Origin of the sequence: Streptomyces sp. NPDC058335 (assembly GCF_042723915.1) — a bacterium.
Lineage (GTDB): Bacteria > Actinomycetota > Actinomycetes > Streptomycetales > Streptomycetaceae > Streptomyces.
Genome location: NZ_JBHXHX010000005.1, coordinates 315,151 through 341,819, shown reverse-complemented (window position 1 = coordinate 341,819; position 26,669 = coordinate 315,151). Strand labels below are relative to the sequence as shown.

Here is a 26,669-nt window from a genome sequence, read left to right as displayed (position 1 = left end):
AGCAGCCCCAGCGCACCGGCCGCGGGGGGGGGCCCCCCCCCCGCCCGCCCCCCCCACGGCACCGGGCGGGGCGGCGTGACTCCGCTCACAACTCCCGTTCGTACAAGGTGAGTCGACGCCATAAGCGCCGATCTGCCGGTGTCCGGAAAGCCGATGAAAACAGGAGATCGAATTTGCTTGGAGCCGATCTCTTGTTACCGTTCCAATAGCCCGGTTGCTGGTGCATCCCCCGTCGCTAGCAACCGGGTCTTTCCATGCCCGGTTCCGCACCCGGCCCTGTACCCGGCCTCGCGCTCCGCCCGTGCACGAACCGGCGTCGGACGTCAACCGCCGGTGTCCGACCCTGAGTTGCTGCCGGAACGCAACAGGAGCGGCCCGTCACCGGCCGTGTGCGCGAACTCCGCGACCGCCGTGTACTCGGTGGGCCCGCCCCGGCCCCGCTCACGGGGCGTCTCGCAGGTGCCCGGCTCGTCATCGGCGCCCACCGCGCACCGCATCTGCACCGTACGCCCGCCGGGCGCCATGAAGCTCAGGACGGCCTCCAGGGCTCTGCCGGTGGCGTTGCGGTAGTAGGTGCGCGCCCAGGTGTCCTCGCCCTGTGTGAGCACGCAGGTCTGCGCCTCGACGCCGTCGGGGGAGGCGACTTCGGGACCGCAACGCGCCGCGGTGGCCACGCCGAGGCCCAGCAACAGGGGCGTACGGGAGGGTTCGACGGGGGGCGACTTGGCGTCCGTACCGTGACCGGCCGACGGCTGGCCGGCGCGGCCCGCCGCGGTGCCGGGGGCCACGTCCCGCCGCTCGGCGGAGCCTCGTTCGTCGCCCACCGGACCCGCGGACGCCATGGCCAGGGGCAGGGCGATCACGCACACCACCGTGCCCCCGAGGCCGAGGAGACGGAGCCATCGGGGGCCTGGGGGCGGTCCCCCAGAATGTCGCTGCATGGTGCGGAAGATAACGAGCCTCGGCGGGCATCCGGTCCGGTGAGGCCCCGACACCCTTACAACTCGGGCGCGCTCACACCCGTACGAGTGAGGGCGTCGACGACCGCGTCGACCACGGCCTCCACGTCGGGCACCCAGGGCGAGGCCGAGCCGGGCAGCGGCGCGCGCTCCCAGCGGATCTCCCCCTGGCCGGTTTCGGAAGGGGGCAGGGCGAGGTAGCCGCCCTCACTGTGGAAGCGCAGGGAGCCCGGGACGAAGTCCTTGGCGTACAGCAGCTCGCCCAACTGCTCCATGGAGTACGGCCGGACGAGGATCGACCAGCGGGTGGCCGAGGCGACGACCGGGCCGAGGCGCATGCCCTGCCGGTCGAGCGCGACGAGCGCGCGGGAGGCCGCGAGGGCGGGCAGGCTGACCGCGCAGGGTGCCGTTCCGCCGGTGGCCAGGACGATCGGTGCCGTCGGGCGGTTGGTCCACCACCAGCGGACCATGCGCGCGTCGGTGGTGGCCGTCAGGAGGCCTGGGTCGAAGGGATGGGCGCCGGGCACCGAGCATTCCGGGTCGGGGCAGCCGCACCGGGACATGCCCTGTGGATTCGCCGTCACGCCCGGGAGTACGGGCCACTGCCATTCCGTCGCGAAGGTCAGGGCCGCGTCGATCAATTCAGGCCCCCCGTCGCTGCGCTGGGACAGGAGCCTGCGTCGCCTTCCGAGGATCTCGCGCATGAGCGCTCGTTCCTTTCCGTTGCACCGCTGGCAACACCGTGGGTCACATCACACCATGTGTCGATCACTTCACTGTGCGTACCTGTTGGCGCATCACACCCCTGTCCGAGACAAGGGGAACCCCTGAGGGTCGAGCATTGGCTGCGCTTACGCGGCCACTCCGTCCAATACTGCGCCCATCAGGAGCATGGGCCTGGCGAGGGGTGGCGAAGTCTGGCGTTTTGCCGTCCGCGTATTTCTCTCCGCCTCCGCCACGGGAGGATGGGGCACGGTCGTCGGTGGCTATGACGCCGGGGCGGGTCACCAGGTTCCGGGTGGCTCCCAACGACCCCTGGTCCTTACCGAGTACGTACCCATCACGACCGTTGTGACGCTCCGTGGAGCAAGCCCAGTCGACCGCAAACACCCGTTACCCGAGGCAGTTTTAAGCCAACTTTGCACTTACGCAAGGGAGCCGGACAAAGCGTGACCGACAAACCCTCCGATCCCACGGACACCAGCAATCCCAGCAGGACAATGCTGGACATCCCCTCACGAGTGCGTGTACATGTGGAGACACCGCTAGCGGCGCAGAATGACATGGGGGTTTGCGATGCTTTTGAGCAATACGCACCGGTCCGAGAGCCGGACGCCATGAACGCCCCTCACCCCTCGAAAGTGGCTGGAATCGATTCGACGGTTCCCGCGCCCGCACACACTGTCGCGCCCGCGCCCGCCACCCCGGCCGCCTCACCGCTTTCCACCGGCGCGGGAGCGCTCCTCCAGGACCGCCTGGCCGGCTGGGTCTCCGACCTCACGACACTCCACGAACTCACCGAACGCCTGGCCCGTACGGCCACACTGCCCGACGCCCTCCAGGAACTGTTGCGCGCCGGATCCGCCCTGGTGGGCGCCCGACGCGGGCTCGTCGTACTGGAGCCGGCCGACGGCCTCGGCCCCGACACCACGATCGGCCTGGGCCTCGGCCGCGCCGACCTCGGCCACATCGAGACCGTGCCGCGCAGCTCCATGCCGTACGGCCGCATCCTCGACGGTCTGCCCGGCGGTGAGGGCGAGATCGCCCAGCCCGACCTGCTCGCCGAGGACGGCCTCGACCCCAGGCACCGCGAGGTGGCCGCCCGCCTCGGCTATGCCGCCAGCTATGCCCTGCCCCTGGCCGCCGGTGAGGGTACGGACCGCGTGGGCGCGGCAGTCTGGCTCTACGACGAGCCCGCCGAGCCGGTCGAACGCCAGCGCCACCTGGTCGGCCTGTACGTCCGCTACGCCGCCGAGCACCTCGCACGCCTCCTCGAACTCGAGCACACGCGCGCGTGCATGAAGACGATGACCGAGGAACTGCTGCCCTCACGGCTGCCCAGGGTGGCCGGCGTCCAGCTCGCCGCCCGGCACCGCACCGGTCCGCGCGGCGGCGGCGACTGGTACGACGCGCTGCCGCTGCCCGACGCGGCCCTGGGCCTGGCCGTCGGCTCCGTCACCGGGTCCGGGCCGAGCGCGGTCGCCGCGATGGGCCGGCTGCGCGCCTCCCTGCGGGCGTACGCCGTGATGGAGGGCGAGGACCCCGTCGCCGTCCTGTCCGACCTGGAGCTGCTGCTGCGGCTGACCGAGCCCGCGCGTTCGGCCACCGCGCTGTTCGCCTACTGCGAGCCCGCGCTGCGCAAGATCACCCTGGCCGGTGCCGGGCACTGCCCGCCGCTGGTGGTCGGCGAGCGGCGCACGGAGTTCGTCGAGACGTCCGTGTCCGCGCCGCTGGGCATGCTGGCCTGCTGGGAGGCGCCGAGCGTGGAGCTGGAGGCCGAGGCGGGCGAGACGGTGCTGCTCTACACGGACGGGCTGCTGCACCGTACCGGCGACCCCGTCGACCGTGCCTTCGCGCGGCTGCACGCGGCCGCGGCCGGAGTACCCCGGTCGATCCGCCACGACCCGGGCGCGGTCGCCGACCATGTGCTGCGGACGGTGCTGCCGGACGGGCTGGACGCGGCCGACAGCGCGGAGGACATCGTGCTGCTCGCGGCCCGCTTCGAGTGAGATCGCGGACCGGGCCGCCCGGCGCGTTGCGTTCCCCGGACGGTAAGAGGCGCTTCGCCCCTGGGCCCCCTTCTGTACGACCGTACGATGGAGGGGGCCCAGTGCCGTATCGAGGAGGATGACCGTGGCGGAAGAGCTCCCGGAGACCCCGGAGACCGCTGAAGAAGAGCCGATCAAAGAGCGCAAGAACGGCCTGTACCCGGGCGTGTCCGACGAGCTGGCCGAGAACATGAAGTCCGGCTGGGCCGACACGGAGCTGCGTGACCTGGAGCCGATCGCCCAGGCCGCCGAGACCGCCGCCCGCCGCGCCGCGCTCTCCGCGCGCTTCCCGGGCGAGCGCCTGGTGATCCCCGCGGGCAACCTGAAGACCCGATCGAACGACACGGAGTACGCCTTCCGCGCCTCCGTCGAGTACGCCTACCTCACCGGCAACCAGACCGAGGACGGCGTCCTGGTCCTGGAGCCCAAGGGCGAGGGCCACGTCGCCACGATCTACCTCCTGCCGCGCTCCGACCGCGAGAACGGCGAGTTCTGGCTCTCCGGCCAGGGCGAGCTGTGGGTCGGCCGCCGGCACTCCCTCACCGAGGCCGAGAAGCTGCACGGCATCCCCGCCGCCGACGTCCGCGAGCTGGCCGACCGGCTGCGCGAGGCCACCGGCCCGGTGCGGGTCGTCCGCGGCCACGACGCCGGCATCGAGGCCGCGCTGACCGACAAGGTCACCGCCGAGCGCGACGAGGAACTGCGCGTCTTCCTCTCCGAGGCCCGTCTGGTCAAGGACGGGTTCGAGATCGGCGAGCTGCAGAAGGCCGTCGACTCGACGGTCCGCGGCTTCGAGGACGTCGTGAGGGTCCTCGACAAGGCCGAGGCGACGAGCGAGCGCTACATCGAGGGCACGTTCTTCCTCCGCGCGCGCGTGGAGGGCAACGACGTCGGCTACGGCACCATCGCCGCCGCCGGCCCGCACGCCTGCACACTGCACTGGGTGCGCAACGACGGACCCGTGCGCTCGGGTGATCTGCTGCTGCTGGACGCGGGCGTCGAGACGCACACGTACTACACGGCCGACATCACGCGCACGCTGCCGGTGAACGGCCGCTTCAGCGAGATCCAGAAGAAGATCTACGACGCCGTGTACGACGCCCAGGAGGCCGGCATCGCGGCCGTGCAGCCGGGCGGCAAGTACCGCGACTTCCACGACGCCGCGCAGCGGGTGCTGGCCGAGCGGCTCGTCGAGTGGGGTCTGGTCGAAGGGCCCGTGGAGCGGGTCCTGGAGCTGGGCCTCCAGCGCCGGTGGACGCTGCACGGCACCGGTCACATGCTCGGCATGGACGTCCACGACTGCGCCGCTGCGCGCGTGGAGTCGTACGTCGACGGGACGCTGGAGCCCGGCATGGTGCTGACGGTCGAGCCGGGGCTGTACTTCCAGGCCGACGATCTCACCGTGCCCGAGGAGTACCGCGGGATCGGCGTCCGGATCGAGGACGACATCCTGGTGACGCGGGACGGGAACCGCAACCTGTCCGACGGGCTGCCGCGGCGGTCCGCCGAGGTCGAGGCGTGGATGGCTTCGCTCAAGGGCTGATACGGAGTCGATGGCCGGGTACCGGTGAGGTGCCCGGCCATCGCTGTGTCTGCTTCACGTACCTAGGGGGAGGGCTTCGTGGACGAGTTCTGGTCCGGGGTCGGTGTCGACCTGCATCTGGAGACGGACGGCACCGAGGGGCGGCGGGCCGGGCTGGAGCGGGCGCTGCGGGACGCCGTGCGGGACGGGCGGCTCTCCCCCGGCACCCGGCTGCCGGCCACCCGGCGGCTCGCGACCGAGGTCGGTGTCTCGCGCAACACCGTGAAGGCCGCGTACGACCAGCTGGTCGCCGAGGGGTACCTGACCGCGCGCCAGGGCTCGGGCACCAGGGTCGCCGCGCTGCCGTCCGCCGCCGCCGAACCGCCGACGGCCTCCGCACGCGCGCGTGAGCCCCGCTTCGACCTGCGGCCCGGCAGCCCCGACGTCGGCGCCTTCCCGGCAGCGGCCTGGCTGCGCGCGCTGCGCCGCGCGATCGCCACGGCACCCTCGCTGGCGTACGACTACGGCGATCCGCGCGGGCGCATAGAGCTGCGGACGGCACTGTCGGGGTATCTGGGGCGGGCGCGCGGGGTGATCGCGCCGCCGGAACGGATCGTGATCACCTCCGGCTATGTGCAAGGGCTCGCGCTGCTCACGCGCGCGCTGGAGGACGCGCCGGTGGGCATGGAGGACCCGGGACTGCCGTTCCACCGGGAGGTCGTACGGCGCAACGGCGGGCGCGTGGTGCCGGTGCCGGTCGACGATCGGGGGGTGCGCCCGCAGGAGCTGGGCGACCTCGGGGCGGTGGTCGTCACGCCCGCGCACCAGTACCCGACCGGCGTGACCCTCCACCCGGAGCGGCGGCGGGCGCTCACGGACTGGGCACGCGCGCGTGGCGCACTGATCGTCGAGGACGACTACGACGGCGAGTTCCGTTACGACCGGCAGCCCGTCGGCGCGCTCCAGGGGATGGCGCCGGGGCAGGTGGCCTATCTCGGCACCGCCTCCAAGACGCTCGGTCCCGCGCTACGGCTGGGCTGGATGGTGCTGCCGCCGCACCTCGTCGACGCCGTCGCCGACGCCAAGCTGCACAGCGACCACCACACCGAGACCATCGGCCAGCTGGCCCTCGCCGAACTGATCGCCGGCCACGCCTACGACCGTCACGTGCGCGCGTGCCGGCTGCGCTACCGGCGTCGCAGGGACCTGCTCCTCGACCGGCTGGGGGCGCGCAGGGGCGTACGCGGCATCGCGGCCGGGCTGCACGCGCTGGTCGAGGTCCGCGACGAGGCGGACGTACTGGAACGGGCGGAGGCCGAGGGACTCGCGGTCGGCCGGCTCGGCGAGCACTGGCACGCGCGCGAGGACGCCGAGGGACGGCCGCAGGGCCTGGTGGTGGGGTACGGGACGCCGAGGGAGCGGGCGTATCCGGAGGCCCTCGAAGTGCTGGTGAAGGTGCTGGAGGGGGCCTGAGCAGGACGGCCCTTGGGCAGTGTCTGGGATCTTTTGCGCACTGTTTGGGCCAATGGGGTGGCGTCGGATTGGTGCTACTGACGGGCCCACTGGCCGCCTAGTTTCGTGAGCATGACGAAGACGCCGCCGCAGCGCCTGCTCACCCTGGCCCAGTTGAGCAACTCCGTCGGGGACGGCGCCTACTACACGACGTCCGCGCTCTACTTCACCCAGGCCGTCGGTCTCACCCCCGCGCGCGTGGGACTCGGGCTGACCATCGGCTGGGCGGTCGGCTCGCTGGCCGGTCTGCCGCTGGGCCGCCTGGCCGACCGGCGCGGACCCCGCGGTACGGCGGTGCTGCTGGCGCTGGCGGCCGGGCTGGCGGTGGCGTCCTTCACGCTCGTGCGCGGCTTCCTGCCGTTCGTGCTGGCCGCCTGTGCCTACGCGGCCGCGCAGTCCGGGCTGGCGGCCGCCCGGCAGGCGCTGCTGGCCGGGCTGGTGCCCGCCGGGGAGCGGACCGGGCTGCTGGCCCGGCTCCAGTCGGCGCTGAACGCCGGGCTGGCGGTGGGCGCGGCGCTCGGCGGGCTCGCGCTGCACGCCGGGACGCGGACGGCGTATCTCACGGTGTTCCTCGTCGACGCGGTCGGCTTCCTGGTGTGCGCGCTGCTGCTCGTCGGGCTGCCCCGCGTCGCATCCGTCCCGGTCCGCCCGCGCGGCGGCCTCGGGGTGCTGCGCGACCGGCCGTACACGGTCGTCGCGCTGCTGAACACCGTGCTGTTGCTGCGGCTGCCGCTGCTCAGCCTGGTCCTGCCGCTGTGGATCACCGAGCGGACGGGGGCGCCTGCCTGGCTGGTGTCCGCGTTGTTCGTGCTCAACACGGCCGCGGTGACGCTGTTCCAGGTGCGGGCGGCGCGGGGTGTCACCGGTCTGGGCGGCGCCACGCGCGCGTTGCGGCGTTCGGGCTGGGTGATGTGTGCCGCCTGCGCCGTGTTCGCACTGTCGGCCGGGGCCCCCGCGTGGGTGGCGGCGGGTGTCCTGGTGGTGGGGGCGGTGCTCCAGGTGGCGGCCGAGATGGGGCAGTCGGCGGGCTCCTGGCAGCTGTCCTTCGACCTGGCCCCGGCCGACCGGGTCGGCGAGTACCAGGGGCTGTTCGGCACGGGGGTCACCGTCGCCCGTACCCTCGGCCCGCTCGTCCTGACCGCCCTCCTGCTGGAGTGGGGCACGCCGGGCTGGCTGCTGCTGGGCGGACTGATCCTGGCGGCGTCGTACGCGATGGGCCCGGCGGCACGGTGGGCTGCCGCCGGGCGGGAGGGGGAGGTTGGTGGACTCGGCGATGTTCGGCCGGCCCGGGTCAGCCGACCCTCACAGGCGTCGTGATCGGCAGGGAGTCGACGAACAGTGCGCCCGCCAGCAGGCCCGCGCTGCCGCGGGGGCTCCACGCGCGCGCGTGGAGGTCGGCGTCGAGCGCCCACAGGGCCGTTCGGCCCGCATCCGTCGCGGTGCCGCCCGCCACCAGGACACCGCGGGCGCCCGCCTGGACGTGGCGCAGGCCCACCGGGCCCGCGGTGTGCAGGAGTTCGGTGTCCTGGAGCGTGGACATGACGGTGAGCAGGGCGTCGAGCCGTGCCTCGGCCTCGCCCGCTCCGGCCGAGCGGGCCCCGGCGAGCGCGGTCAGCGCCCGCCGGACGTGCGGGAACCCGGCCCGCGCTTCGCCGCGTGCCCCGGCCGCGCCGTACTTGGCCGACACCGTGGAGCCGCGCGACGGGCGGCGCGGGGCGCCCCGGTCGGTGTGCGCGGCGATCCGCTGGGCGGTGTGGGCGACGTCGGCTCCCCGCGTGCGGGGGTCCAGGGCGGCCGCCGACACCAGCAGGCCGAGGGTCCACAGCGCGCCCCGGTGCCCGCCGCCGGCCAGCCCCACCGAGTGCTCGGCGCACCGCCCGATCGCGCCCAGCTCGGCACGCAGCCGTGGCGTGGCCTCGCCGGTGCGGCGGGCGGCGGCGGCCATCGCCGCGAGGCCGGGCGCGAGCGCCTTGGCCGACCAGCGCAGTCCGCGGTGGTCGCGGCGGGTGACGCGGGCGGCGAGGTCGCGCGGGTCGGGCAGCCCGGGTTGGGGAACCAGGGCCAGCTGTCCGGTCAGCGCTGACACGGCAGCCTGCGCGAGCGCCTCGTCCTCGCGGCTGGTCATCGCCCTGCTCCTACGAGGAGGCCGAGGCAGTGGGCGCGTCGCTCGGCGGGGTGCCGGTCGGCGGCGTTCCGGTCGGGGCATCGCCCGGGGGTGTGCCGCCACCGCCACCGCCGCCGCCCGCGCCGGTGTTCTCCGCGTCGGGGTCGACGCCGAGGGTCAGGGAGCCCTTGTAGCCCTTGGACGGGTCGGCCTTCTTGACGGGCTTGAGGGTGAGCAGGCCGCCGGTGGCGCCGCCGCCCTCGTAGACCATGTCGTCGTCGAGCTTGGTGTAGGTGCCGGAGTGCTCGGCGTAGGGCTCCAGGGTGAAGATCTCCTGGGCGATGTCGTCGGCGAAGAACAGCTGGCCGGTGTAGTTGACCTTGCCGCCCTCGTAGGTGCCGTCCTCCTTCTCGCCGCCGGTGTGGACCTTGAGGTGGATGTGGCAGGTCCGAGGCGTGTACCAGCCGGGGAAGATCGTCTCGAACTTGACGACCCCGTTGGCGTTGGCGATCTGGTAGCCGCGCAGGTAGGTGTTGTCGTCGGCGGTCGAGCCGTCCTCGCTCTCGGCCGGGGCCGAGCCGCCGGGGTTGGCGGTGGTGTAACCGGAGTAGTAGCCCCAGGCGTCGCAGTGCCAGATCTCCACGGCCGCGCCGGGGACCGGGGTGCAGCCGTCGGTGGCGTCCACGACGGTCAGGCGCAGGGTCAGCGGGACGCCGCTCTTGCCCTCGGTGATGTCCTTGCGCACCAAGGCACCGTCGAGGTAGTACGGCCCCTCGGTGACGCTCGACATCAGCGTCATGCAGGTGCCGGTGGTCGAGGACGCCGAAGCCGTGGCCGTCCCCGTCGCCATCGCTTCCGTGCCTGTCGTCGTGTCGGCGAACGCCGACTGGTAGCCGACGACGGCGAGACCGCCGGCCGCGACCGTGCCACCGGTCACCGCCAGGGCGCGGCGCCGGGTGATGGACGTGTCTTTGTGGTTTCCCGTCATGGACACGAAAGGTAGGAACGCCAACCGTCAGGGACATGGGCGGGAGCTGGGAAGCGGCTGTGAGTGCTGTCCGGGCTGGGACCGCCCGGCCGAGAGGCGGACGGGCCGGAGCGCCGACGGGCCGTCAGACCGCCATCAGGGGGGCGTCCTCGCGCCACTTGAGGATCTTGTCGAAGCTCACCACGGCCCCCCCGACGCCCGGCTTGTTGCCGATGTGGACGTGGTCGGCGAGTTCCCGGATGAGATACAGGCCGCGGCCGGACTCGGCATCGGCGTGCGCATGGGTGGGGGCGGGACAGTCGGCCGTGAAGCCGGGGCCCGAGTCGGCGACCTCGATGCGGCACTTCTCGCCGTCGAGGTAGGCGGTGACCCGGTAGGCCTCCGAACGGCCGCCGTGCGCGGTGTTCTTCCCGCCGTGCTCGACGGCGTTGGCGCAGGCCTCGCTCAGGGCGACGGAGAGGTCGTACGAGATGTCCGGGTCGACCCCCGCCGTCTCCATGGTGCCGAGCAGCAGGCGCCGGGCCAGCGGCACGCTCGCGGCCTCGCGGCGCAGATGGAGTGACCACCAGATGCTCATGCTCCAGCCTCCAGGCCGCGGCTCGACATACCGATACGTATTGCCGCCCTGAACCGTAAGTAAGCGCGATTTCCACGTGACGCCGCCCATATGGGGGATGTGGGGGGTGCGGAAAACGGTGTATGCGTGACGCAGGGGCATCAGTCATACCTGTCGTATCAGAAGGTGATCTTCTGGATCGGGCGGAATCTTGCGGACCTGACGTACGGCCGCTGGGGGGTCAGTGCGATGATGAGCCCGCCATGACTGACCCCCACCAGCGCACGGTGCGCTCCGGAGGCGCTCTCCGGCTGCTGCGGGCCGCGGTGTTCGCCGCGGTCTGCGTCGTGCTGGCCGGGGCGGGTCACACGCTGGCCGCCTGCGCCGCCGTCCCGTTGTGGACGCTGGGCGCCGGATTCCTGGGTGCCCTCGCGGTCGTGGTGCCGCTCGCCGGGCGCGAGCGCTCACTGCCGGGCATCGCGGCCCTGCTCGCCGTCGGACAGGCCGTCCTGCACACACTGTTCGGCCTCGGACAGCACACGTCGTCGACCGTCGCGTCGACCACGACCGCCGCCTCCGACGCCGCACTGGTCGAGCGGGCGGCACGGCTCGTGTGCGGGGCCGCCGCCGCGGCGCTGAGCCCGGCGCAGGCCCAGAAGATCCTCGTCGAGGCGCGGCTCCATCCCGCCGTTACCGGTGCGGGTGGCGGCACCGGGACGGGTACGGGTACGGGTGCCGGTACGGCGACCATGCACCACCCGGCGGACGCCATGGCCGGCACCGTGGGCTCGTCGATGTCGCTGCTGCCGTCCCTGCCGATGCTGCTCGGTCACCTCCTCGCGGCCGTCGCCGCCGGATGGCTGCTGCGGCGCGGCGACTCGGCCCTGCTGCGGCTCACGGACCTGTCCGCGCACGGCGTCGCCGAGACCGCGTGCGTACGGTCCCTGCGCGGAGCACTCGCCCTGGTGCGCGCCCTGCTCGCCGGACTGCCCGCCCTGCCGGACGCGGGTCCGCGCGTGCCGCGCACCGCACTGCTCCCTTCGCCCAGGCCACCCGCCGAGGCACTCCAGCACACGGTGATCAGGCGCGGCCCGCCGGCCGCCGCCGCCTTCCTCCTCGCTGCCTGACACGACGCGACCAGCACTCCACTTCGCCTGGAGGGCGCGGCCGCCGTCGTGCGGCACGCGCGCGTGCCGCACGCTTCCGTGCCCACGCCGGACCGCGTCCACGCCCGACCTCACGGTCGTACGCACCGTCACGGTCCGACCTCACCGTCGTATTTCACTCAGACTGGAGTGCTCGCTGTCATGAAGCCTGTCCTGAAGGCCTCTCGTCTCGCCGCCGCCGCTGCCGTCGCCGGTTCCGCCGTTCTCGTCCTGTGCTCGCCCGCCTTCGCGCACGTCAGCGTGCAGCCGGAGGGCACGGCCGCCAAGGGTGGCTACGCCGTCGTGAACTTCCGCGTTCCCAACGAGCGTGACAACGCCTCGACCACCAAGCTGGAGGTCAACTTCCCGGCCGACGCCCCGCTCGCCTCGGTGATGCCGCAGAAGGTCGACGGCTGGAAGATCACGGTCACCAAGAGCAAGCTGGCCAAGCCGCTGGAGGTGCACGGCCGGCAGATCTCCGAGGCCGTCTCCAAGGTGACCTGGACCGCCGCGGACAAGGGCATCGAGCCCGGCTTCATCCAGCAGTTCCCGGTCTCCCTGGGCGCGCTGCCCGAGAACGCCGACCAGATGGTCTTCAAGGCGATCCAGACGTACTCCAACAAGGAGGTCGTGCGCTGGATCGAGGTGCAGAAGGAGGGCGCCGAGGAGCCGGAGAACCCGGCACCGGTGCTCGCCCTCTCCGCCGCCGAGGACGACCACTCCCACGGTTCGTCCGCCGATGAGTCGTCCGAGTCGTCGTCCGAGTCGTCGTCCGACAAGTCCGGCGATGCCGAGCCGGCCGCCGCCACCACCGAGGCCTCCGACTCCTCCGACGGCACCGACACCACCGCCCGGGTCCTGGGCATCGTCGGCATCGTGATCGGTGCCGCCGGCGTGGCCTACGGAGTGCTCGCCGGCCGCCGCCGGACCACCGACGCCTCCTGAACTCTGCTCGTCCGCGGTGTCCACCGGGGGCCGCCCAAGCCCCCGGTGGACACCGGAGTCCATACAACTGGGACATTTTCTCTATGCGCAAGAAGACGTTCGCCGTGGCCGCGCTGCTCGCCGCGACCACCCTCACCCTCTCCGCCTGCGGCAGCGACAGCGTCGACAGCGGCTCCAGCCCCGTCGCGGTCGTCTCCGACGACTCCTCGCAGCAGGCCGCGACCGTGCTCGACCAGCCCTTCACCAAGCCGGACCTGGTCCTGACCGACACGCAGGGCAAGCCCTACGACCTCCGCAAGGAGACCGCGGGTCACCCGACGCTGGTGTACTTCGGCTACACCCACTGTCCGGACGTCTGCCCCCTGACGATGAACAACATCGCCGTCGCGAAGAAGCAGCTGTCCAAGGCGGACCAGGACGCACTGCGCGTCGTGTTCGTCACCACCGATCCGGACCGCGACACCCCGGCAGCGCTCGGCGCCTGGCTCAAGGGCATCGACTCCCAGGTGGTCGGCCTGACCGGTGACTTCGCCACCGTCCAGACCGGCGCACGCAGCCTCGGCATCTCCATCGAGCCGCCGCACAAGGACAAGAACGGCAAGATCGTCTCCACCCACGGCACCCAGGTCGTCGCCTTCTCCCCGAAGACGGACGCCGGTTACCTCCTCTACGGCGAGGACGCCAAGGTCGACGACTACATCAAGGACCTGCCCAAGATCATCAAGGGGCAGAACCCGTGAGACGGTCCGCCGCCTGCGCCGCCGCACTGACCTGCGCCCTGGTCCTCGCGGGCTGCGGCTCCGGCGACTCGGCGGCGGAACTGTCCGTCAGCGCCGCCTACATGCCGCAGCCGGTCTCCGCCTCCATGGCCGCGGGCTTCCTGACGATCACCAACAAGGGCGGTACCAAGGACGAGCTGACCTCCGTCACCAGCGATGTCGCGGGCAGCGTCACCGTCCACGAGACCGTCGGTGGAGCCATGCAGGAGGTCGACTCCCTGGAGGTACCGGCGGGCGGCCGGCTCCAGCTGGCCAGCGGAGGGAACCACCTGATGTTCGAAAACCTGAAACGGAAGCCGCGACAGGGCGAGAAGGTGACCGTGGAACTGCACTTCGCCGACTCCGGGACCGTCGAGGTCGAGATGCCGGTGGAATCCGCCACCTACACCCCGAACACCGGAAACTGAGGGAGGGACCGCCTTGCCCACGACCATCGCCCCCAGAATCCGGACGCTGGTGCTGCTGTTCCTGGCCGTCACCGGCGCGCTCCTCGCCGGCGCCGGGCAGGCCTCCGCGCACGCCGCGCTGACCGGCAGCGACCCCGCACAGGGGACGGTGGTCGACAAGGCCCCCACCCAGGTCTCACTGACCTTCTCCGAGCAGGTCTCCACGGGCGCCGACGCGATCCGCGTGCTCGACCCCAAGGGCAAGCGCGTCGACACCGGCGAGCCGTCCGCCGCCGGCGGCACGACCTACGCCGTCCCGCTGCACTCGGGGCTGCCCGACGGCACGTACACGGTGACCTACCAGGTGGTGTCCGCCGACAGCCATCCCGTCGCCGGCGCCTACACCTTCTCCATCGGCGCCCCCTCCGCGACCAGCGTCTCGGCGAGCGCGGGGCAGGCCGGCGGTGGAGTCGTGGGCGGGATGTACGGCTTCGGGCGGTACATGTCGTACGCCGGGTTCATCGTCATGGTCGGCGGGGCCGCCTTCGTCCTGGGGTGCTGGCCGGCCGGCACCGGGGCGCGTGCCGTACAGCGGCTCGTCGTCTCCGGCTGGCTCGCGCTCACCTCCGCCACCCTCTTCCTGCTGCTCCTGCGTGGCTCCTACACCGGCTCCGGCAAACTCGGCGACGTCTTCGACCTCGAACTGCTCGGGCAGGTCCTCCAGACCAAGACGGGCGCCGCGCTCGTCTCCCGGCTGTTGCTGCTCGCCGCGGCCGCGCTGTTCATCGCCGTGCTCTTCGGCGCGTACGACAAGCGGGAGGGCGAGGAGAAGCGGGACCTGACCTTCGGGCTCGCCATCGGCGGGACCGTCGTGGCGGCCGGGCTCGCGGCGAGCTGGGCGATGGCCGAGCACGCCTCCACCGGGCTCCAGCCGGGTATCGCGATGCCCGTGGACGTCGTACACCTGCTGGCCGTCGCCACCTGGCTCGGCGGGCTGTGCGCGCTCCTCGTGGCGCTGTACCGGGGCGCCACCCCGGTGGGGGCGTCGGCCGTCCGCCGGTTCTCACGGGTCGCCTTCGGCAGTGTCGTCGCCCTCGTGGTGACCGGCGTCTACCAGTCGTGGCGCCAGCTCGGCTCCTGGTCGGCGTTCACCGAGACCCGCTACGGGCAGCTCCTGCTCCTCAAGATCGGGCTGGTGGCGCTGCTGGTCGGCATCGCCTGGATCTCACGGCGGTGGACGAACCGGCTGGGGGAGACGGCAGCGGGCAGGACGACGGGGGCAGCAGCGGCTACGGCCACGGCGGGTGCGCGGAAGACGTCCGGCCCGGACAAGGCTTCCACCGCAGCCGGGAAGACGCGGTCGGCGAAGGCCTCCGCCACGGTCACGAAGCTGGAGAAGGGATCCGGGGTCAGTTCGGGGTCTGGGGCCGGGTCCGGTTCGCGGTCCGGGTCCGGGCCTGGGTCCGGTTCAGTGTCCGGGTCCGGTTCAGTGTCCGGTTCGGGAGGCGGGTCCGGGGGCGCCAAGCGTGCCGCCCAGCTCGCGCGGCAGCGGGCCGCCGTGGACGCGACGCGGCAGAAGCGGGCCCGTGACGCCGACCCCGAGCGGCTCGGGCTGCGCCGCTCGGTGCTCGCCGAGGCGGGCGTCGCCGTCGTCCTGCTCGCCGTCACCACGGCGCTGACCTCCACCGAGCCGGGCCGTACGGAACAGGACGCCAAGGCGGCTACGGCGGCCTCCTCGTCCTCCGCCTCGGAGGGCACCTCGGGGGCCGTGACCCTCGACATGTCCTTCGACACCGGCGGCACGGACGGCAAGGGCGTCGTGAGCGTCGACATCGACCCCGCGCGGGCCGGCGCCAACGAGATGCACGTCTATGTGACCCGGCCCAACGGGCGCGCCTTCGACGTCCCCGAGGTGAAGGTCGCCTTCACCCTCGAAGCCAAGAAGATCGGGCCGCTGCCTGTCACCCCCGACCACATCACCACCGGCCACTGGTCGGCGAACGGGGTCCAGATCCCCATGGCCGGCGAATGGCAGATCGCCGTGACCGTACGGACCTCCGACATCGACCAGGTGACCGTCTCCAAGAACGCGCAGATCGGCTGAACCACCCATGTCTGACCAGACCCTTTCGCAGGCCCCGGAGAAACCCCTGTCCCCCGAGACGCCCACGCCGGGCCTGACGCGGCGCAAGCTGCTCGGCACCGCCGGGGCCACCGGGCTCGTGGTGGGCGCCGCGGGCGGGGCCGCGGGCTATGCGGCGGCGCCCGCGCAGGCCACCCCGCTGTCCTCGATCGGGTCCCGCCAGGAGATGTTCCACGTGAAACATCAGCCGGGCATCACCCAGGGACTCCAGGCCCGCGGCCATCTCGTCGCCTTCGACCTGGCGGCCGGCGCGGGCCGCAAGGAGGCTACGGCACTGCTCCGTCGCTGGTCGGAGACGGCCCGGCGGCTGATGGCGGGCGAGGCCGCGAAGGACGACGACACGGACGTGGCGCGGGACGCGGGCCCGTCCTCGCTGACGATCACCTTCGGCTTCGGCCACAGCTTCTTCGCCCGCACCGGCCTGGAGAAGCAGCGTCCGGTCGCCTTGGACCCGCTGCCCGACTTCTCCTCCGACCAGCTCGACAGGTCTCGCAGCAACGGTGACCTGTGGGTGCAGATCGGCGCGAACGACGCCCTGGTGGCCTTCCACGCCCTGCGCGCGATCCAGAAGGACGCGGGCAGCGCGGCCAAGGTCCGCTGGCAGATGAACGGCTTCAACCGCACGCCGGGCGCGACCGCCCACCCCATGACGGCCAGGAACCTGATGGGTCAGGTGGACGGCACCCGCAATCCGAAGCCGACGGAGGCCGACTTCGACAAGCGGATCTTCGTGCCGGAGTCGGGGTCGAACGACCCGGCCTGGATGGCCAACGGCTCCTACGCCGTCGTACGCCGGATCCGCATGCTCCTCGACGACTGGGAGCAGCTGTCGGCCAATGCCCAGGAGCAGGTCATCGGGCGGCGCAAGTCCGACGGGGCGCCGCTGACCGGGGGCACCGAGACGACCGAGATGGACCTGGAGAAGACCGACGCCAACGGTGATCTGGTCGTCCCGATCAACGCCCACGCCCGGATCACGCGCCCCGACCAGAACGGGGGCGCGGCGATGCTGCGCCGGCCGTTCTCGTACCACGACGGCATCGACGCCGACGGAGTGCCGGACGCCGGCCTGCTGTTCGTCTGCTGGCAGGCCGATCCGCTGCGCGGTTTCGTCACCGTGCAGCGCAAGCTGGACCGCGGGGACGCGCTGTCGAAGTACATCCGCCACGAGTCGAGCGGTCTGTTCGCGGTGCCGGGCGGGGCGGCGGAGGGTGAGTACGTGGGGCAGCGGTTGCTGGAGGGGTGAGACACGCCGGGCGCGGGTCACGCCGGTTCACTCGCGTGAGGGGTGCGTGTGAGACGCGCGCTCCTCGTTTCGCAAGGCCCATTAGGGTGAGGTCATGCCAGCGAGCTATGCGTATCTCGGCCCCGAGGGCACCTTCACGGAGGTCGCCCTGCGCACGCTTCCGGAGGCGGCCACCCGGCAGCTGATCCCGTATGTGTCCGTGCAGTCCGCCCTCGACGCGGTCCGCACCGGCGAGGCCGAGGCCGCGTTCGTGCCGATCGAGAACTCGGTCGAGGGCGGGATCACCACGACCCTCGACGAGTTGGTCGCGGGCACCCCGCTCATGATCTACCGCGAGGTGCTGCTGTCGATCACCTTCGCACTGCTGGTGAGGCCGGGCACGAAGCTGTCCGAGATCAAGACGGTCTCGGCTCATCCGGCCGCGCAGCCGCAGGTGCGCAACTGGCTGAAGGCCAATCTCCCGGACGCCGTGTGGGAGTCGGCCGCCTCGAACGCGGACGCCGCGCGCCTGGTCCAGGAGGGCCGTTACGACGCCGCCTTCGCGGGTGAGTTCGCGGCCGCCCGGTACGGCCTCGAGGCGCTGGAGACCGAGATCCACGACGCGGAGAACGCGCAGACGCGCTTCGTGCTGGTGGGCCGCCCTGCCCGGCCCGCCGCGCCGACGGGCGCCGACAAGACGTCCGTGGTGCTGTGGCAGCGCGACGACCATCCCGGTGGGCTGCGCGACCTGCTGGGCGAGTTCGCCACCCGTGGCATCAACCTGATGGTGCTCCAGTCGCGGCCGACCGGCGCCGGCATCGGCAACTACTGCTTCTGCATCGACGCGGCCGGTCACATCTCGGAGCGCCGGATGGCCGAGGCGCTCATGGGCCTGAAGCGCATCTGCCGTGATGTGCGTTTCCTCGGTTCGTACCCGCGTGCGGACGTGACCGCGGCGCAGGTGCGGACGCCGCTGCCGGGGACCTCGGAGGGCGAGTTCATGGCGGCGGCGGAATGGGTCACGCGCTGCCAGGACGGCCGGTTCTAGACCGGGTCGGACCGGGTTGCGGGAAGGTGACACACGGCTTAAGCATGCCCTTCGCGCGGCTTACGCCGACCTGTCGCGCGCCTTCCGCGCGCCTTTCGGCCGGTCCTACCTGCATATCTTCGTTATCCACAGGAGTTATCCACAGGACGGCATCTCGACCTGGGGACAAGTCGATACGGAAGCACCATCTGGTCGACAAATCGCCCTACAGCACCCCCCTTGGACTCTGGCCCGGTAGGTCACTCTTCGTCCACCTGTTTCCTTCGATCAATCCTTTGGAGCGACCCATTTCCACCCGAAAGTGGGTGCGAGAGGGGTTTGATCAAGGAATTCGCCCGCCCGCAGGCGCTCTTCGGAATGATCGATTCCGATGTCCACAGATCTTTCGCACAGCCTGTGGATAACTTTCCCGGCGCGTGGATTCCTGTGGACAACGCACCTCCCAAGTCCCGCTGCGCACAAGGCAGTCGAGTCAACACCCTGCCGCAGGGCCGCCCCGTCCAGGGGGTGAGACGCCCCTTATTGACGCGGGAAACAGACCTGCGCCCACATGGGTCAATTACCCCATACCGGACTGTAAGGCGTGTTTCGCAATAGTGAGTCGTGAGGCGTCACCACGCACCGGTAGCCTTGACCACGTGATTGACCTTCGCCTGCTCCGTGAGGACCCCGACCGTGTGCGCGCGTCCCAGCGCGCCCGTGGAGAGGACGTCGCGCTCGTCGACTCCCTCCTCTCTGCCGACGAGCGGCGCAGGTCGTCCGGCGTCCGCTTCGACGAGCTGCGTGCCGAGCAGAGGACGCTCGGCAAGCTCATCCCCAAGGCCTCCCCGGACGAGAAGGCCGAGCTGCTGAAGAAGGCCGGCCAGCTCGCCGCCGACGTCAAGGTGGCCGACGCCGAGCGCGACGCCGCCGACACCGAGACCCGGGAACTGCTGCTCCAGCTCGGCAACCTCGTCCACCCCGACGTACCCGTCGGCGGCGAGGAGGACTTCGTCACGCTGGAGACGCACGGCGACATCCGCGACTTCGGCGCCGAGGGCTTCGAGCCCAAGGACCACCTGGAACTCGGCCAACTGCTCGGCGCCATCGACGTCGAGCGCGGCGCGAAGGTCTCCGGCTCGCGCTTCTACTTCCTCACCGGCATCGGCGCCCTGCTGGAGCTGGCCCTGGTCAACGCGGCGATCGCCCAGGCCACGGCGGCCGGCTTCACACCGATGCTGACCCCGGCCCTGGTCCGCCCCCAGTCCATGGCGGGCACCGGCTTCCTCGGCCAGGCGGCACAGGACGTCTACCACCTCGAGAAGGACGACCTCTACCTGGTCGGCACGTCCGAGGTCGCCCTCGCCGCGTACCACATGGACGAGATCATCGACGCCGACCGTCTGCCGCTGCGCTACGCGGGCTTCTCGCCCTGCTTCCGCCGCGAGGCCGGTTCGCACGGCAAGGACACCAAGGGCATCTTCCGCGTCCACCAGTTCGACAAGGTGGAGATGTTCACCTACGTCACTCCCGAGGACTCGCAGGCCGAGCACCAGCGCCTGCTGGAGTGGGAGAAGCAGTGGCTGACCTCGCTGGAGCTGCCGTTCCGCGTGATCGACGTCGCCACCGGTGACCTCGGCTCCTCGGCCGCCCGCAAGTTCGACTGTGAGGCCTGGATCCCGACCCAGGGCAAGTACCGCGAGCTGACGTCGACCTCGGACTGCACGGAGTACCAGTCCCGCCGGTTGTCGATCCGCGTCCGCGAGGGCAAGCAGGTCCGCCCGCTGGCGACCCTCAACGGCACGCTGTGCGCCGTCCCGCGCACCATCGTGGCGATCCTGGAGAACCACCAGCAGGCCGACGGCTCCGTGCGCGTGCCCGAGGTGCTGCGGCCCTACCTCGGCGGCCGGGAAGTCCTGGAGCCGGTGGCCAAGTGAGCGAGGCCGCCGCCCCGGGCTTTCCGTACCGGCTGATCGCGACCGACCTCGACGGGACGCTGCTGCGCTCCGACGAGTCGATCTCCCGCCGCACCCGTGACGCCCTCGCCGCGGCCACCGCGGCGGGCGCGGCCCACATCGTGGTGACCGGCCGCGGCGTCCCGTGGACCCGGCACATCCTCGACGACCTCGGCTACGACGGTCTCGCGGTCTGCGGTCAGGGCGCCCAGGTCTACGACGCCGGCGCGCACCGCCTGCTGACCTCGGTGACCCTGGACCGGCAGCTGGCCGGAGTGGCGCTGGCCAAGATCGAGGCGGAGGTCGGCCCGCTGTACCTGGCGGCCAGCCGGGACGGACTGGAGGGGGAGGTGCTGGTCGGCCCGGGTTACGCGGTCACCGGCAGGCTTCCTTCGACGCCGTTCACCGACGCGTCGGACCTCTGGTCGGCCCCGCTGAACAAGATCTACATCCAGCACCCCGAGTTGTCGGACGACGAGCTGGCCGAGGCGGCCCGCCAAGCCGCGGGCGGCTTCGTCACGGTCGCGATGGCCGGCGCCGGGATCGTGGAACTGCTCCCCCTCGGCCTGTCCAAGGCCACCGGCCTCTCCCTGGCGGCCCGCCGCCTGGGCCTGAAGGCGGCCGACACGATCGCCTTCGGCGACATGCCCAACGACATCCCCATGTTCGCCTGGTCCGCCAGAAACGTAGCCATGGCCAACGCCCACCCAGATCTGAAGGCAGTAGCCGACGAGCAGACCACCTCCAACGAGGAGGACGGCATCGCGGTAGTACTGGAGAGACTGCTGCGCTAATCCGCTGTGCCGGGCCCCAACGGGGCTGCGGGGCTGCGGGGCTGCGGGGCTGCGGGGCTGCGGGGCTGCGGGGCTGCGGGGCTGCGGGGCTGCGGGGCTGCGGGGCTGCGGCAAAGTACACCCGGCACCCGGCACCCGGCACCCGGCACCCGGCACCCGGCACCCGGCACCCGGCACCCGGCACCCGGCACCCGGCACCCGGCACCCGGCACAACGATCGCCGCAGGTGATCGGAACGCCCGGGATCGCCGCAGGCGCTCAGGGGCGCGGGGAACTGCGCGACCAGCCACGACCCACCCGCACCCGACCGAACACCCGGCCCGCTCCGGCCCGCCCCGGCCGCAACAACCCACCCGAGCCTCGCGACATACCCCAGGCCAAAACCCCAGCCCAGTCAAAGTGACAACGTCCTGCGGAGGATGCACGAATCGAACGTGCGCGGGGTTCCCCCCGACCACGGCTTAGCAAGCCGGTGCCTTACCGCTCGGCCAATCCTCCGGGTGGGCGGCCTCACGCGAGAGCGACATCGCGTGCTCGAAGCGGCCGCCCCGGGCAGCCCCCGTGTGCGGCGGACTCCATGGAGGGGTAACTACTCCGGAGACCGCCGCCGGCTGCCCTGTAGGGAGCTGGACGTACTGCCGTGCATGGACATCGCCCCGCTCCTCTCCCAGCGTGTGACGCCGACTACCCGGCGCTGCGGACAACAACCATCCTGCCCACACGCCGAGTTGAACACCACCGAATAAAACAGCTGTACGGGCAACGGGATTCACCGGGTCCGCCGACCGGCCGAAGCCGTCTCGTCAGGACGCCGTACCCCTACCGTCCTACCGTCCTACCGACGACGCCACCTGCGCCGCCGCGCCTTGCTGAAGAACCACCCCGCGGGCGGCTCGTCCGAGCGCCACGGCTGAGGCTCGGGCTCCTCCGCGCGCCAGCGCGCGGCAAGCATCCGTGCACGGGCGGACGGCTCGGAGGTGTCGGCGGCCCGTATGAAGTCCTCGTCGAGAACGAGATCGCTCCAGCCCTCGTCCGGACCCTGATCCGGGGCCCGGCCGGCAGCCCCGTCAGGTATCCCGCCCTCCGACCGCCCGCGGTCGTCGCTGCGGTCGTCGCCGCGCTCACGCCCGCCGAACCGCGCCGCCTCGTCCGCCATCCCGACCTCCTGCCGTCCTCACGGCCGTTTCCGTTCGTCCAGTGTGCCCAGGCAGAGATGAAGCCCCCGTCAAGAGCCCGCGCAAGAGCCCTAGCGGGAGCCCCGCCGCCTACTCCTCCCCGGCCAGCGTCAGCGCCCTCAGCTTCTGTCCCGCGTACCAGGTCGCGAGCACCGTCACGCCGATCAACAGGACGGTCGCCGTGGTCAGTCCGACGTCCGAGGTGATGAGGTCACCGCCGGCGACCTTGTCGGCAACGGCGAGCGACCACTGCTGGACGCTGAGCGTGCGCGCACCCGGCACCAGCGAACCGAACAGGGCCTCCCAGACGAGGGCGTAGACGAGGCCGAAGACCACCGCGTGCCGGGACACCGTGCCCAGCAGCAGGAACACCGCCGCGTAGGCGATGGAGGAGACCAGCGCGGCGATCGTGTAGGCGACGGCGATCTGCTGTCCGTTGCCGTTGAGGATGAACCCGGCAATCAGGGTGGGCAGCGCCGAGAACACCATCGTCACCGCGATGGCGACGATGAGCTTGGTGAAGATGATCGTCGGCCGCTTCAGTGGCTTGGACAGCAGATAGACCACGGAACCGTCGTCGATCTCGGGCCCGATCGCGCCCGTGCCGGCGATGACGCCGATGATCGGCACCATGGTGGCGAGCGCGAGCCCGCCGAGCAGGTCGGACGCGGTCTGGTCGTCGGCGCCGGCGAGGCCGCGCACCACCACCGAGATCGCGATCAGCAACAGCGGCAGCGCGCCGAGGATGAGGGCCCGGCGCCGGCCGAGCAGGGCGCGGTACGTGAGTCGGGCGACTGTGGGGTCGTACATCTTCGGCCTCCTACGCCGCGACCAGGTACGAGAACACGGACTCGAGGGACTCGTCGGACGGCGAGACCGTGAGCAGTCTGATGCCGTGGTCCCTGGCGACCCGTGGCAGCAGTGAGGTGAAGCGGCCGAAGTCGACGGCCTGGATGCGCAGTGCTCCCTCGGCGAGGTCGACCTCGATGCCGGACGTCGACGGGTCGGCGATCAGCGCGGCCGCGAGGGCGCGGTCGTCGCTGGAGCGCACGAGGTAGCGGTGCGGCCGGTCGGTCATCAGCCGGCGGATCTTGCGGAAGTCGCCGCTGGCCGCGTGGCGTCCGGCGACGACGACCTCGATGTGCCAGGCCAGTTGCTCGACCTCCTCGAGGATGTGCGAGGAGAACAGCACGGTGCGGCCCTCGTCTCCCATGCGTCGCAACAGGTCCATGAGCTGCATGCGCTGGCGCGGGTCCATGCCGTTGAAGGGCTCGTCCAGCAGCAGCAGTGACGGGTCGTGCACGAGGGCGCTGGCCATCTTCACGCGCTGGCGCATCCCCTTGGAGTACGTCTCGATCTTGCGGTCCTGCGCGTACTCCATCTCGACCGTGGCCAGGGCTTTCTGGGCGGCCTTGGCGCCGAGGCCGTGCAGCTCGGCGTTGGCGACGACGAACTCGCGGCCGGTGAGGAAGTCGTACATCGCCTCGCGCTCGGGGACGATGCCGATGTGCCGGTAGATGTCCTCGTTGCGCCACACCTGCTGGCCGTCGAGGGTGACGGTGCCGGTGGAGGGGGCGAGGAAGCCGCCCATCATGTTGATGAGGGTGGACTTTCCCGCGCCGTTGGGGCCGAGCAGGCCCGTGACGCCGGGGCCGACGGTCATGGTGATGTCGTTGACGGCGACCACGTTGCCGAACCAGCGGGAGACGTGGTCGAGGGAGAGCGTGGTCACAGGCCCACCTTCTTGTAGCGGCGCATCAGGAGGCCGTAGCACGCGGCGATCAGGCCCAGACAGACGAGGACGTAGACGACACCCTCCCCGTTGGACGGGCCGATCCCGCCCGGAGCTGCGGAACTGGCGCCGAGGAACGCCGACTGGACACCATCGATGAGGGTGACCGGTGAAAACAGCCCGATCCACGGGATGGCTCCGGTGCTGCCCTGCGCGTCGGCGATGGCCTGGAGCGTGGAGACGGCGCCGTAGGAGATGGTCAGGACGGCGATGACGGCCGCGATGCCGAAGCCGCGGCGCGGGGTGACCGCCGCGATGACCAGGCCGAGGCCGGCGAAGAGCAGCGAGAGCAGTGCCACGGACACGAGTCCCTGGGCGAACCCCTCGGTCTGGTCGGCGAAGTCGAGCTTGGCGAGCAGGGCGCCCACGTAGAGCACCAGCAGGGGTGCGGCGGTGAGGACGAACAGGGCGGAGGCGAGCGCCGCGAACTTGGCGCGGACGTAGTCCGTGGTCTCGATCGGCCGGGAGAAGTACAGCGGCACGGTCTTGAAACGCAGGTCGCGCGAGACGGACTGGGGTGCCTGCGAGGCGACGTAGAGGCTGATGACGGCCTGCATGACGATCGCGTAGCGGGTGTAGTCCAGCGGGAGTTCCTTGGCCTTCGTGGCGACGGCGACGGCGACCATGATGGCCGCGGGCACGCACATCACCACGAACAGCAGCATGGGCAGCACCTTGGACTTCACCGAGCGGCCGAGGCCGTAGGCGCCGCGCAGGGACTGCGAGTAGAGGGACCTGCGGGCGTAGGCGCGGCCCAGGCGCGGGCCGTCGTAGCTGCGGTAGCCGATGTTGTGGATGCGGGTCTGGTCGCCCGAGGGGGCGGTCACCGGGTGCTCAACTGCCATGGCCGACGGCCTCCTTCCGCTGCTCGTCACTGTCGTGGAAGACCTCGGAGATGTGGTGCCGGCGCTGTTCCATGCGCACCAGGCCGAGGCCCAGGTCGGCGACCACGTCCCGTACGACGTCGTAGGTGTCCTCGCCCTGTGCGGTCAGCAGCAGGACATGGCCCGCGCCCGGCAGGCCGCTGTCGGCGTCGAGGACGTCGACCCCGCGCGCGTGGAGCGCTTCGCGGACCGCGCGGGTGCCGTCCGGGTGCTCGTCGGTGTCGGTGACCTCGATGGCGAGGGTGGTGGTGGTCTGGGTGAAGTCGGTGGTGGCGCTGGAGCGCAGGAGCTTGCCGCCGTCGACGACCACGACGTGGTCGCAGGTGCGTTCGAGTTCGCCCAGCAGGTGGGAGGTGACGAGGACCGAGATGCCGAAGTCGGTGTGGATACGGCGGATCAGGCCGAGCATCTCGTCGCGGCCGACCGGGTCGAGGCCGTTGGTCGGCTCGTCGAGGAGGACCAGTTGCGGGTCGTGGACCAGGGCCTGGGCGAGTTTCACGCGCTGCTTCATGCCCGTGGAGTAGCCGCCGATGGGACGGTAGCGCTCCTCGTACAGCCCGACGTGGCGCAGGGTGTCGGCGGTGCGCTCGCGCGCGGCGGTCGGCGGCAGGCCGGACATGCGAGCCATGTGCACGACGAACTCGGTGGCCGAGACGTCGGGCGGCAGGCAGTCGTGCTCCGGCATGTAGCCGACGCGCTCCCGGATGGCGGCGCCCTTGGTCGCGACGTCTAGGCCGAGCACTTCGGCACGACCCTCGGTGGCGGGGGACAGACCCAGAAGGATCTTGATCAGTGTGGACTTGCCGGCCCCGTTGGCACCGACGAGTCCGGTCACACCGGGTCCGACGTCCACGGAGAGCCGGTCAAGAGCGGTCACCCGGGGGAACCGCTTGCTCAGGCTTTCGGTCGCGATCACAGTCACGTCGTCGACGATAGTGACGCGGACCACGCCACGTCGTCAGACCGCAGAGCTGTCCTCGTCTCAGACTCGAGATGTACGGGCCCGTAGGGGTTCCCCATCCTGAGAGCTACGGAACACGGGAATCAGGCGTCCCGTCCACCCTATTGACGCTTTCTCTAACAAGTGCCAGATTCGGCGGGGTCAAGTTACGGACACGTACCGCAATCGGCGCGGACCGGTGGGACGAGGTGGCATGACGACGGCAGAGACACGCGGACTCTCCTCCGGCCTGCGGGGATTCCAGCGGGTGCAGCGTCTGGCGTACGAGTGCGCGCAGGAGGTGGCGGACCGGCTGGAGCCCGGGGTCACGGAGCGCGAGGCCGCGCGCATGCAGCGAGAGTGGCTGCGCGCGCGGGGCGTGCGGGACTGGTTCCATCTGCCGTTCGCCTGGTTCGGGGACCGCACGGCGTTCGTGGGGTTCCGGGTGCCGCTCCAGTTCTTCCCGACCGACCGCAGGCTGGAGCCCGGGATGCCGTTCATCCTGGACATGGCCCCGGTCTTCGAGGGCTTCACGGCGGACATCGGCTACTCGGGCGCGCTCGGCGGTCATCCGGTTCAGGAGCAGCTGATGGACGACCTGGAGGCGCATCGGGAGCTGATCCTGCGAGAGGTGCGCCAGCGGCGGTCGCTGCGCGAGATCTACCGGGACGTCGACCGCCTCATGATCCGCCAGGGTTACGCCAACCGGCATCGCGCGTACCCCTTCGGCGTGATCGCGCACAAGGTGGACCGGGTACGGGAACGCCGATGGTCGCCCCGGCTGTTCGGGTTCGGCACCCAGGCCCTGAAAGGGCTGGCGTCGGACGCGCTGCACGGGCACCGTGAGGGCTGGTCGCCGCTGTGGTCGCCGTACCGCTTCTCCGATCATCCGCCGCGGCCGGGCCTGTGGGCGGTCGAACCCCATCTCGGATTCCGCGGCACGGGCGCGAAGTTCGAGGAGATCCTGGTGGTGACCGACTCCCGGGATCCCGAGGAGAGCGCCTTCTGGCTGGACGACGATCTGCCGCATGTGCGGCGCTGGGCACAGGGGAAGGCGGAGGAGAAGTGAC

The 26,669-nt window shown here is 71.5% G+C and carries 24 protein-coding genes and 1 tRNA gene; 14 read left to right on the top strand and 11 right to left on the bottom strand.

The window, feature by feature from the left end; translation table 11 throughout:
* Positions 1–323 precede the first annotated feature (323 nt).
* Both ACFWJX_RS11915 and ACFWJX_RS11910 read right to left on the bottom strand, forming a co-directional pair.
* Positions 324–941, bottom strand: coding sequence for a hypothetical protein (locus ACFWJX_RS11915; RefSeq protein ID WP_383240509.1), 618 nt, complete (start codon positions 939–941; stop codon positions 324–326).
* 56 nt (positions 942–997) lie between these two features.
* On the bottom strand, positions 998–1,663 hold the full coding sequence (locus ACFWJX_RS11910) for a bifunctional DNA primase/polymerase (protein ID WP_383240507.1): 666 nt from the start codon (positions 1,661–1,663) through the stop codon (positions 998–1,000).
* A gap of 516 nt (positions 1,664–2,179) precedes the next feature.
* Here ACFWJX_RS11910 and ACFWJX_RS11905 point away from each other — a divergent pair.
* From ACFWJX_RS11905 to ACFWJX_RS11890, 4 genes are all read left to right on the top strand, one after another.
* On the top strand, positions 2,180–3,688 hold the full coding sequence (locus tag ACFWJX_RS11905; protein ID WP_383240822.1) for a PP2C family protein-serine/threonine phosphatase: 1,509 nt from the start codon (positions 2,180–2,182) through the stop codon (positions 3,686–3,688).
* Between the two features lie 118 nt (positions 3,689–3,806).
* On the top strand, positions 3,807–5,270 hold the full coding sequence (locus ACFWJX_RS11900; protein WP_383240504.1) for an aminopeptidase P family protein: 1,464 nt from the start codon (positions 3,807–3,809) through the stop codon (positions 5,268–5,270).
* A gap of 78 nt (positions 5,271–5,348) precedes the next feature.
* On the top strand, positions 5,349–6,722 hold the full coding sequence (locus ACFWJX_RS11895; RefSeq protein WP_383240501.1) for a PLP-dependent aminotransferase family protein: 1,374 nt from the start codon (positions 5,349–5,351) through the stop codon (positions 6,720–6,722).
* A gap of 111 nt (positions 6,723–6,833) precedes the next feature.
* Entirely contained in the window at positions 6,834–8,078 is a 1,245-nt protein-coding gene (locus ACFWJX_RS11890) for an MFS transporter (RefSeq protein ID WP_383240498.1), read from the top strand.
* On the opposite strand, the gene ACFWJX_RS11885 is transcribed toward ACFWJX_RS11890, so the two are convergent.
* The 3 genes from ACFWJX_RS11885 to ACFWJX_RS11875 form a co-directional block, all read right to left on the bottom strand.
* Entirely contained in the window at positions 8,053–8,886 is an 834-nt protein-coding gene (locus tag ACFWJX_RS11885; RefSeq protein ID WP_383240496.1) for a triphosphoribosyl-dephospho-CoA synthase, read from the bottom strand. The two genes, ACFWJX_RS11890 and ACFWJX_RS11885, sit on opposite strands and share 26 nt — an antisense overlap.
* Positions 8,887–8,896: 10 nt before the next feature.
* Positions 8,897–9,853, bottom strand: coding sequence for an intradiol ring-cleavage dioxygenase (locus ACFWJX_RS11880; RefSeq protein WP_383240493.1), 957 nt, complete (start codon positions 9,851–9,853; stop codon positions 8,897–8,899).
* 124 nt (positions 9,854–9,977) lie between these two features.
* On the bottom strand, positions 9,978–10,430 hold the full coding sequence (locus ACFWJX_RS11875) for an ATP-binding protein (protein WP_383240490.1): 453 nt from the start codon (positions 10,428–10,430) through the stop codon (positions 9,978–9,980).
* A gap of 242 nt (positions 10,431–10,672) precedes the next feature.
* Between ACFWJX_RS11875 and ACFWJX_RS11870 the strand changes: the two genes are divergently transcribed.
* The 9 genes from ACFWJX_RS11870 (at position 10,673) to ACFWJX_RS11830 (ending at position 20,808) form a co-directional block, all read left to right on the top strand.
* The gene (locus ACFWJX_RS11870; RefSeq protein ID WP_383240488.1) at positions 10,673–11,536 is read left to right on the top strand and encodes a hypothetical protein; all 864 of its coding nucleotides are present in this window, start codon (positions 10,673–10,675) and stop codon (positions 11,534–11,536) included.
* 192 nt (positions 11,537–11,728) lie between these two features.
* Positions 11,729–12,499, top strand: a complete 771-nt coding sequence (locus ACFWJX_RS11865) for a YcnI family protein (RefSeq protein WP_383240820.1) — start codon at positions 11,729–11,731, stop codon at positions 12,497–12,499.
* A gap of 83 nt (positions 12,500–12,582) precedes the next feature.
* Positions 12,583–13,239 carry an SCO family protein gene (locus ACFWJX_RS11860; RefSeq protein WP_383240485.1) on the top strand — a complete coding sequence of 219 codons (657 nt, stop codon included), beginning with the start codon at positions 12,583–12,585 and terminating at the stop codon, positions 13,237–13,239.
* Complete coding sequence (locus ACFWJX_RS11855; protein WP_383240482.1) at positions 13,236–13,685, top strand: copper chaperone PCu(A)C; 450 nt, start codon at positions 13,236–13,238, stop codon at positions 13,683–13,685. Before ACFWJX_RS11860 ends, ACFWJX_RS11855 begins: the two co-directional genes overlap by 4 nt.
* Before the next feature lie 13 nt (positions 13,686–13,698).
* Positions 13,699–15,768, top strand: a complete 2,070-nt coding sequence (locus ACFWJX_RS11850; protein ID WP_383240479.1) for a copper resistance CopC/CopD family protein — start codon at positions 13,699–13,701, stop codon at positions 15,766–15,768.
* 7 nt (positions 15,769–15,775) lie between these two features.
* Positions 15,776–17,053: an iron uptake transporter deferrochelatase/peroxidase subunit gene (gene efeB / locus ACFWJX_RS11845; protein WP_383240476.1), complete on the top strand. Its 1,278-nt coding sequence runs from the start codon at positions 15,776–15,778 to the stop codon at positions 17,051–17,053.
* Between the two features lie 94 nt (positions 17,054–17,147).
* Complete coding sequence (pheA, locus tag ACFWJX_RS11840) at positions 17,148–18,080, top strand: prephenate dehydratase (protein ID WP_383240473.1); 933 nt, start codon at positions 17,148–17,150, stop codon at positions 18,078–18,080.
* 638 nt (positions 18,081–18,718) lie between these two features.
* Complete coding sequence (serS, locus tag ACFWJX_RS11835) at positions 18,719–19,996, top strand: serine--tRNA ligase (protein ID WP_383240470.1); 1,278 nt, start codon at positions 18,719–18,721, stop codon at positions 19,994–19,996.
* Positions 19,993–20,808: an HAD family hydrolase gene (locus tag ACFWJX_RS11830; protein ID WP_383240467.1), complete on the top strand. Its 816-nt coding sequence runs from the start codon at positions 19,993–19,995 to the stop codon at positions 20,806–20,808. The genes serS and ACFWJX_RS11830 overlap by 4 nt, the downstream gene beginning before the upstream one ends.
* 413 nt (positions 20,809–21,221) lie before the next feature.
* On the opposite strand, the gene ACFWJX_RS11825 is transcribed toward ACFWJX_RS11830, so the two are convergent.
* From ACFWJX_RS11825 to ACFWJX_RS11800, 6 genes are all read right to left on the bottom strand, one after another.
* A tRNA-Ser gene (locus ACFWJX_RS11825) sits at positions 21,222–21,306 on the bottom strand.
* A gap of 337 nt (positions 21,307–21,643) precedes the next feature.
* A complete protein-coding gene (locus tag ACFWJX_RS11820; protein ID WP_383240464.1) occupies positions 21,644–21,964 on the bottom strand; it encodes a hypothetical protein in 321 nt (106 codons plus the stop codon).
* Between the two features lie 109 nt (positions 21,965–22,073).
* Positions 22,074–22,793 (bottom strand): ABC transporter permease subunit, encoded by a 720-nt coding sequence (locus ACFWJX_RS11815; protein ID WP_383240461.1) that lies wholly within the window; start codon positions 22,791–22,793, stop codon positions 22,074–22,076.
* A gap of 10 nt (positions 22,794–22,803) precedes the next feature.
* Positions 22,804–23,715: an ABC transporter ATP-binding protein gene (locus ACFWJX_RS11810; protein ID WP_073491258.1), complete on the bottom strand. Its 912-nt coding sequence runs from the start codon at positions 23,713–23,715 to the stop codon at positions 22,804–22,806.
* Entirely contained in the window at positions 23,712–24,620 is a 909-nt protein-coding gene (locus ACFWJX_RS11805; RefSeq protein WP_383240458.1) for an ABC transporter permease, read from the bottom strand. The genes ACFWJX_RS11810 and ACFWJX_RS11805 overlap by 4 nt, the downstream gene beginning before the upstream one ends.
* A complete protein-coding gene (locus ACFWJX_RS11800; RefSeq protein WP_359062361.1) occupies positions 24,610–25,575 on the bottom strand; it encodes an ABC transporter ATP-binding protein in 966 nt (321 codons plus the stop codon). The genes ACFWJX_RS11805 and ACFWJX_RS11800 overlap by 11 nt, the downstream gene beginning before the upstream one ends.
* A 238-nt stretch (positions 25,576–25,813) precedes the next feature.
* On the opposite strand from ACFWJX_RS11800, the gene ACFWJX_RS11795 reads away from it, so the two are divergent.
* Positions 25,814–26,668, top strand: a complete 855-nt coding sequence (locus tag ACFWJX_RS11795) for a M24 family metallopeptidase (RefSeq protein ID WP_383240455.1) — start codon at positions 25,814–25,816, stop codon at positions 26,666–26,668.
* Position 26,669: the final 1 nt, after the last annotated feature.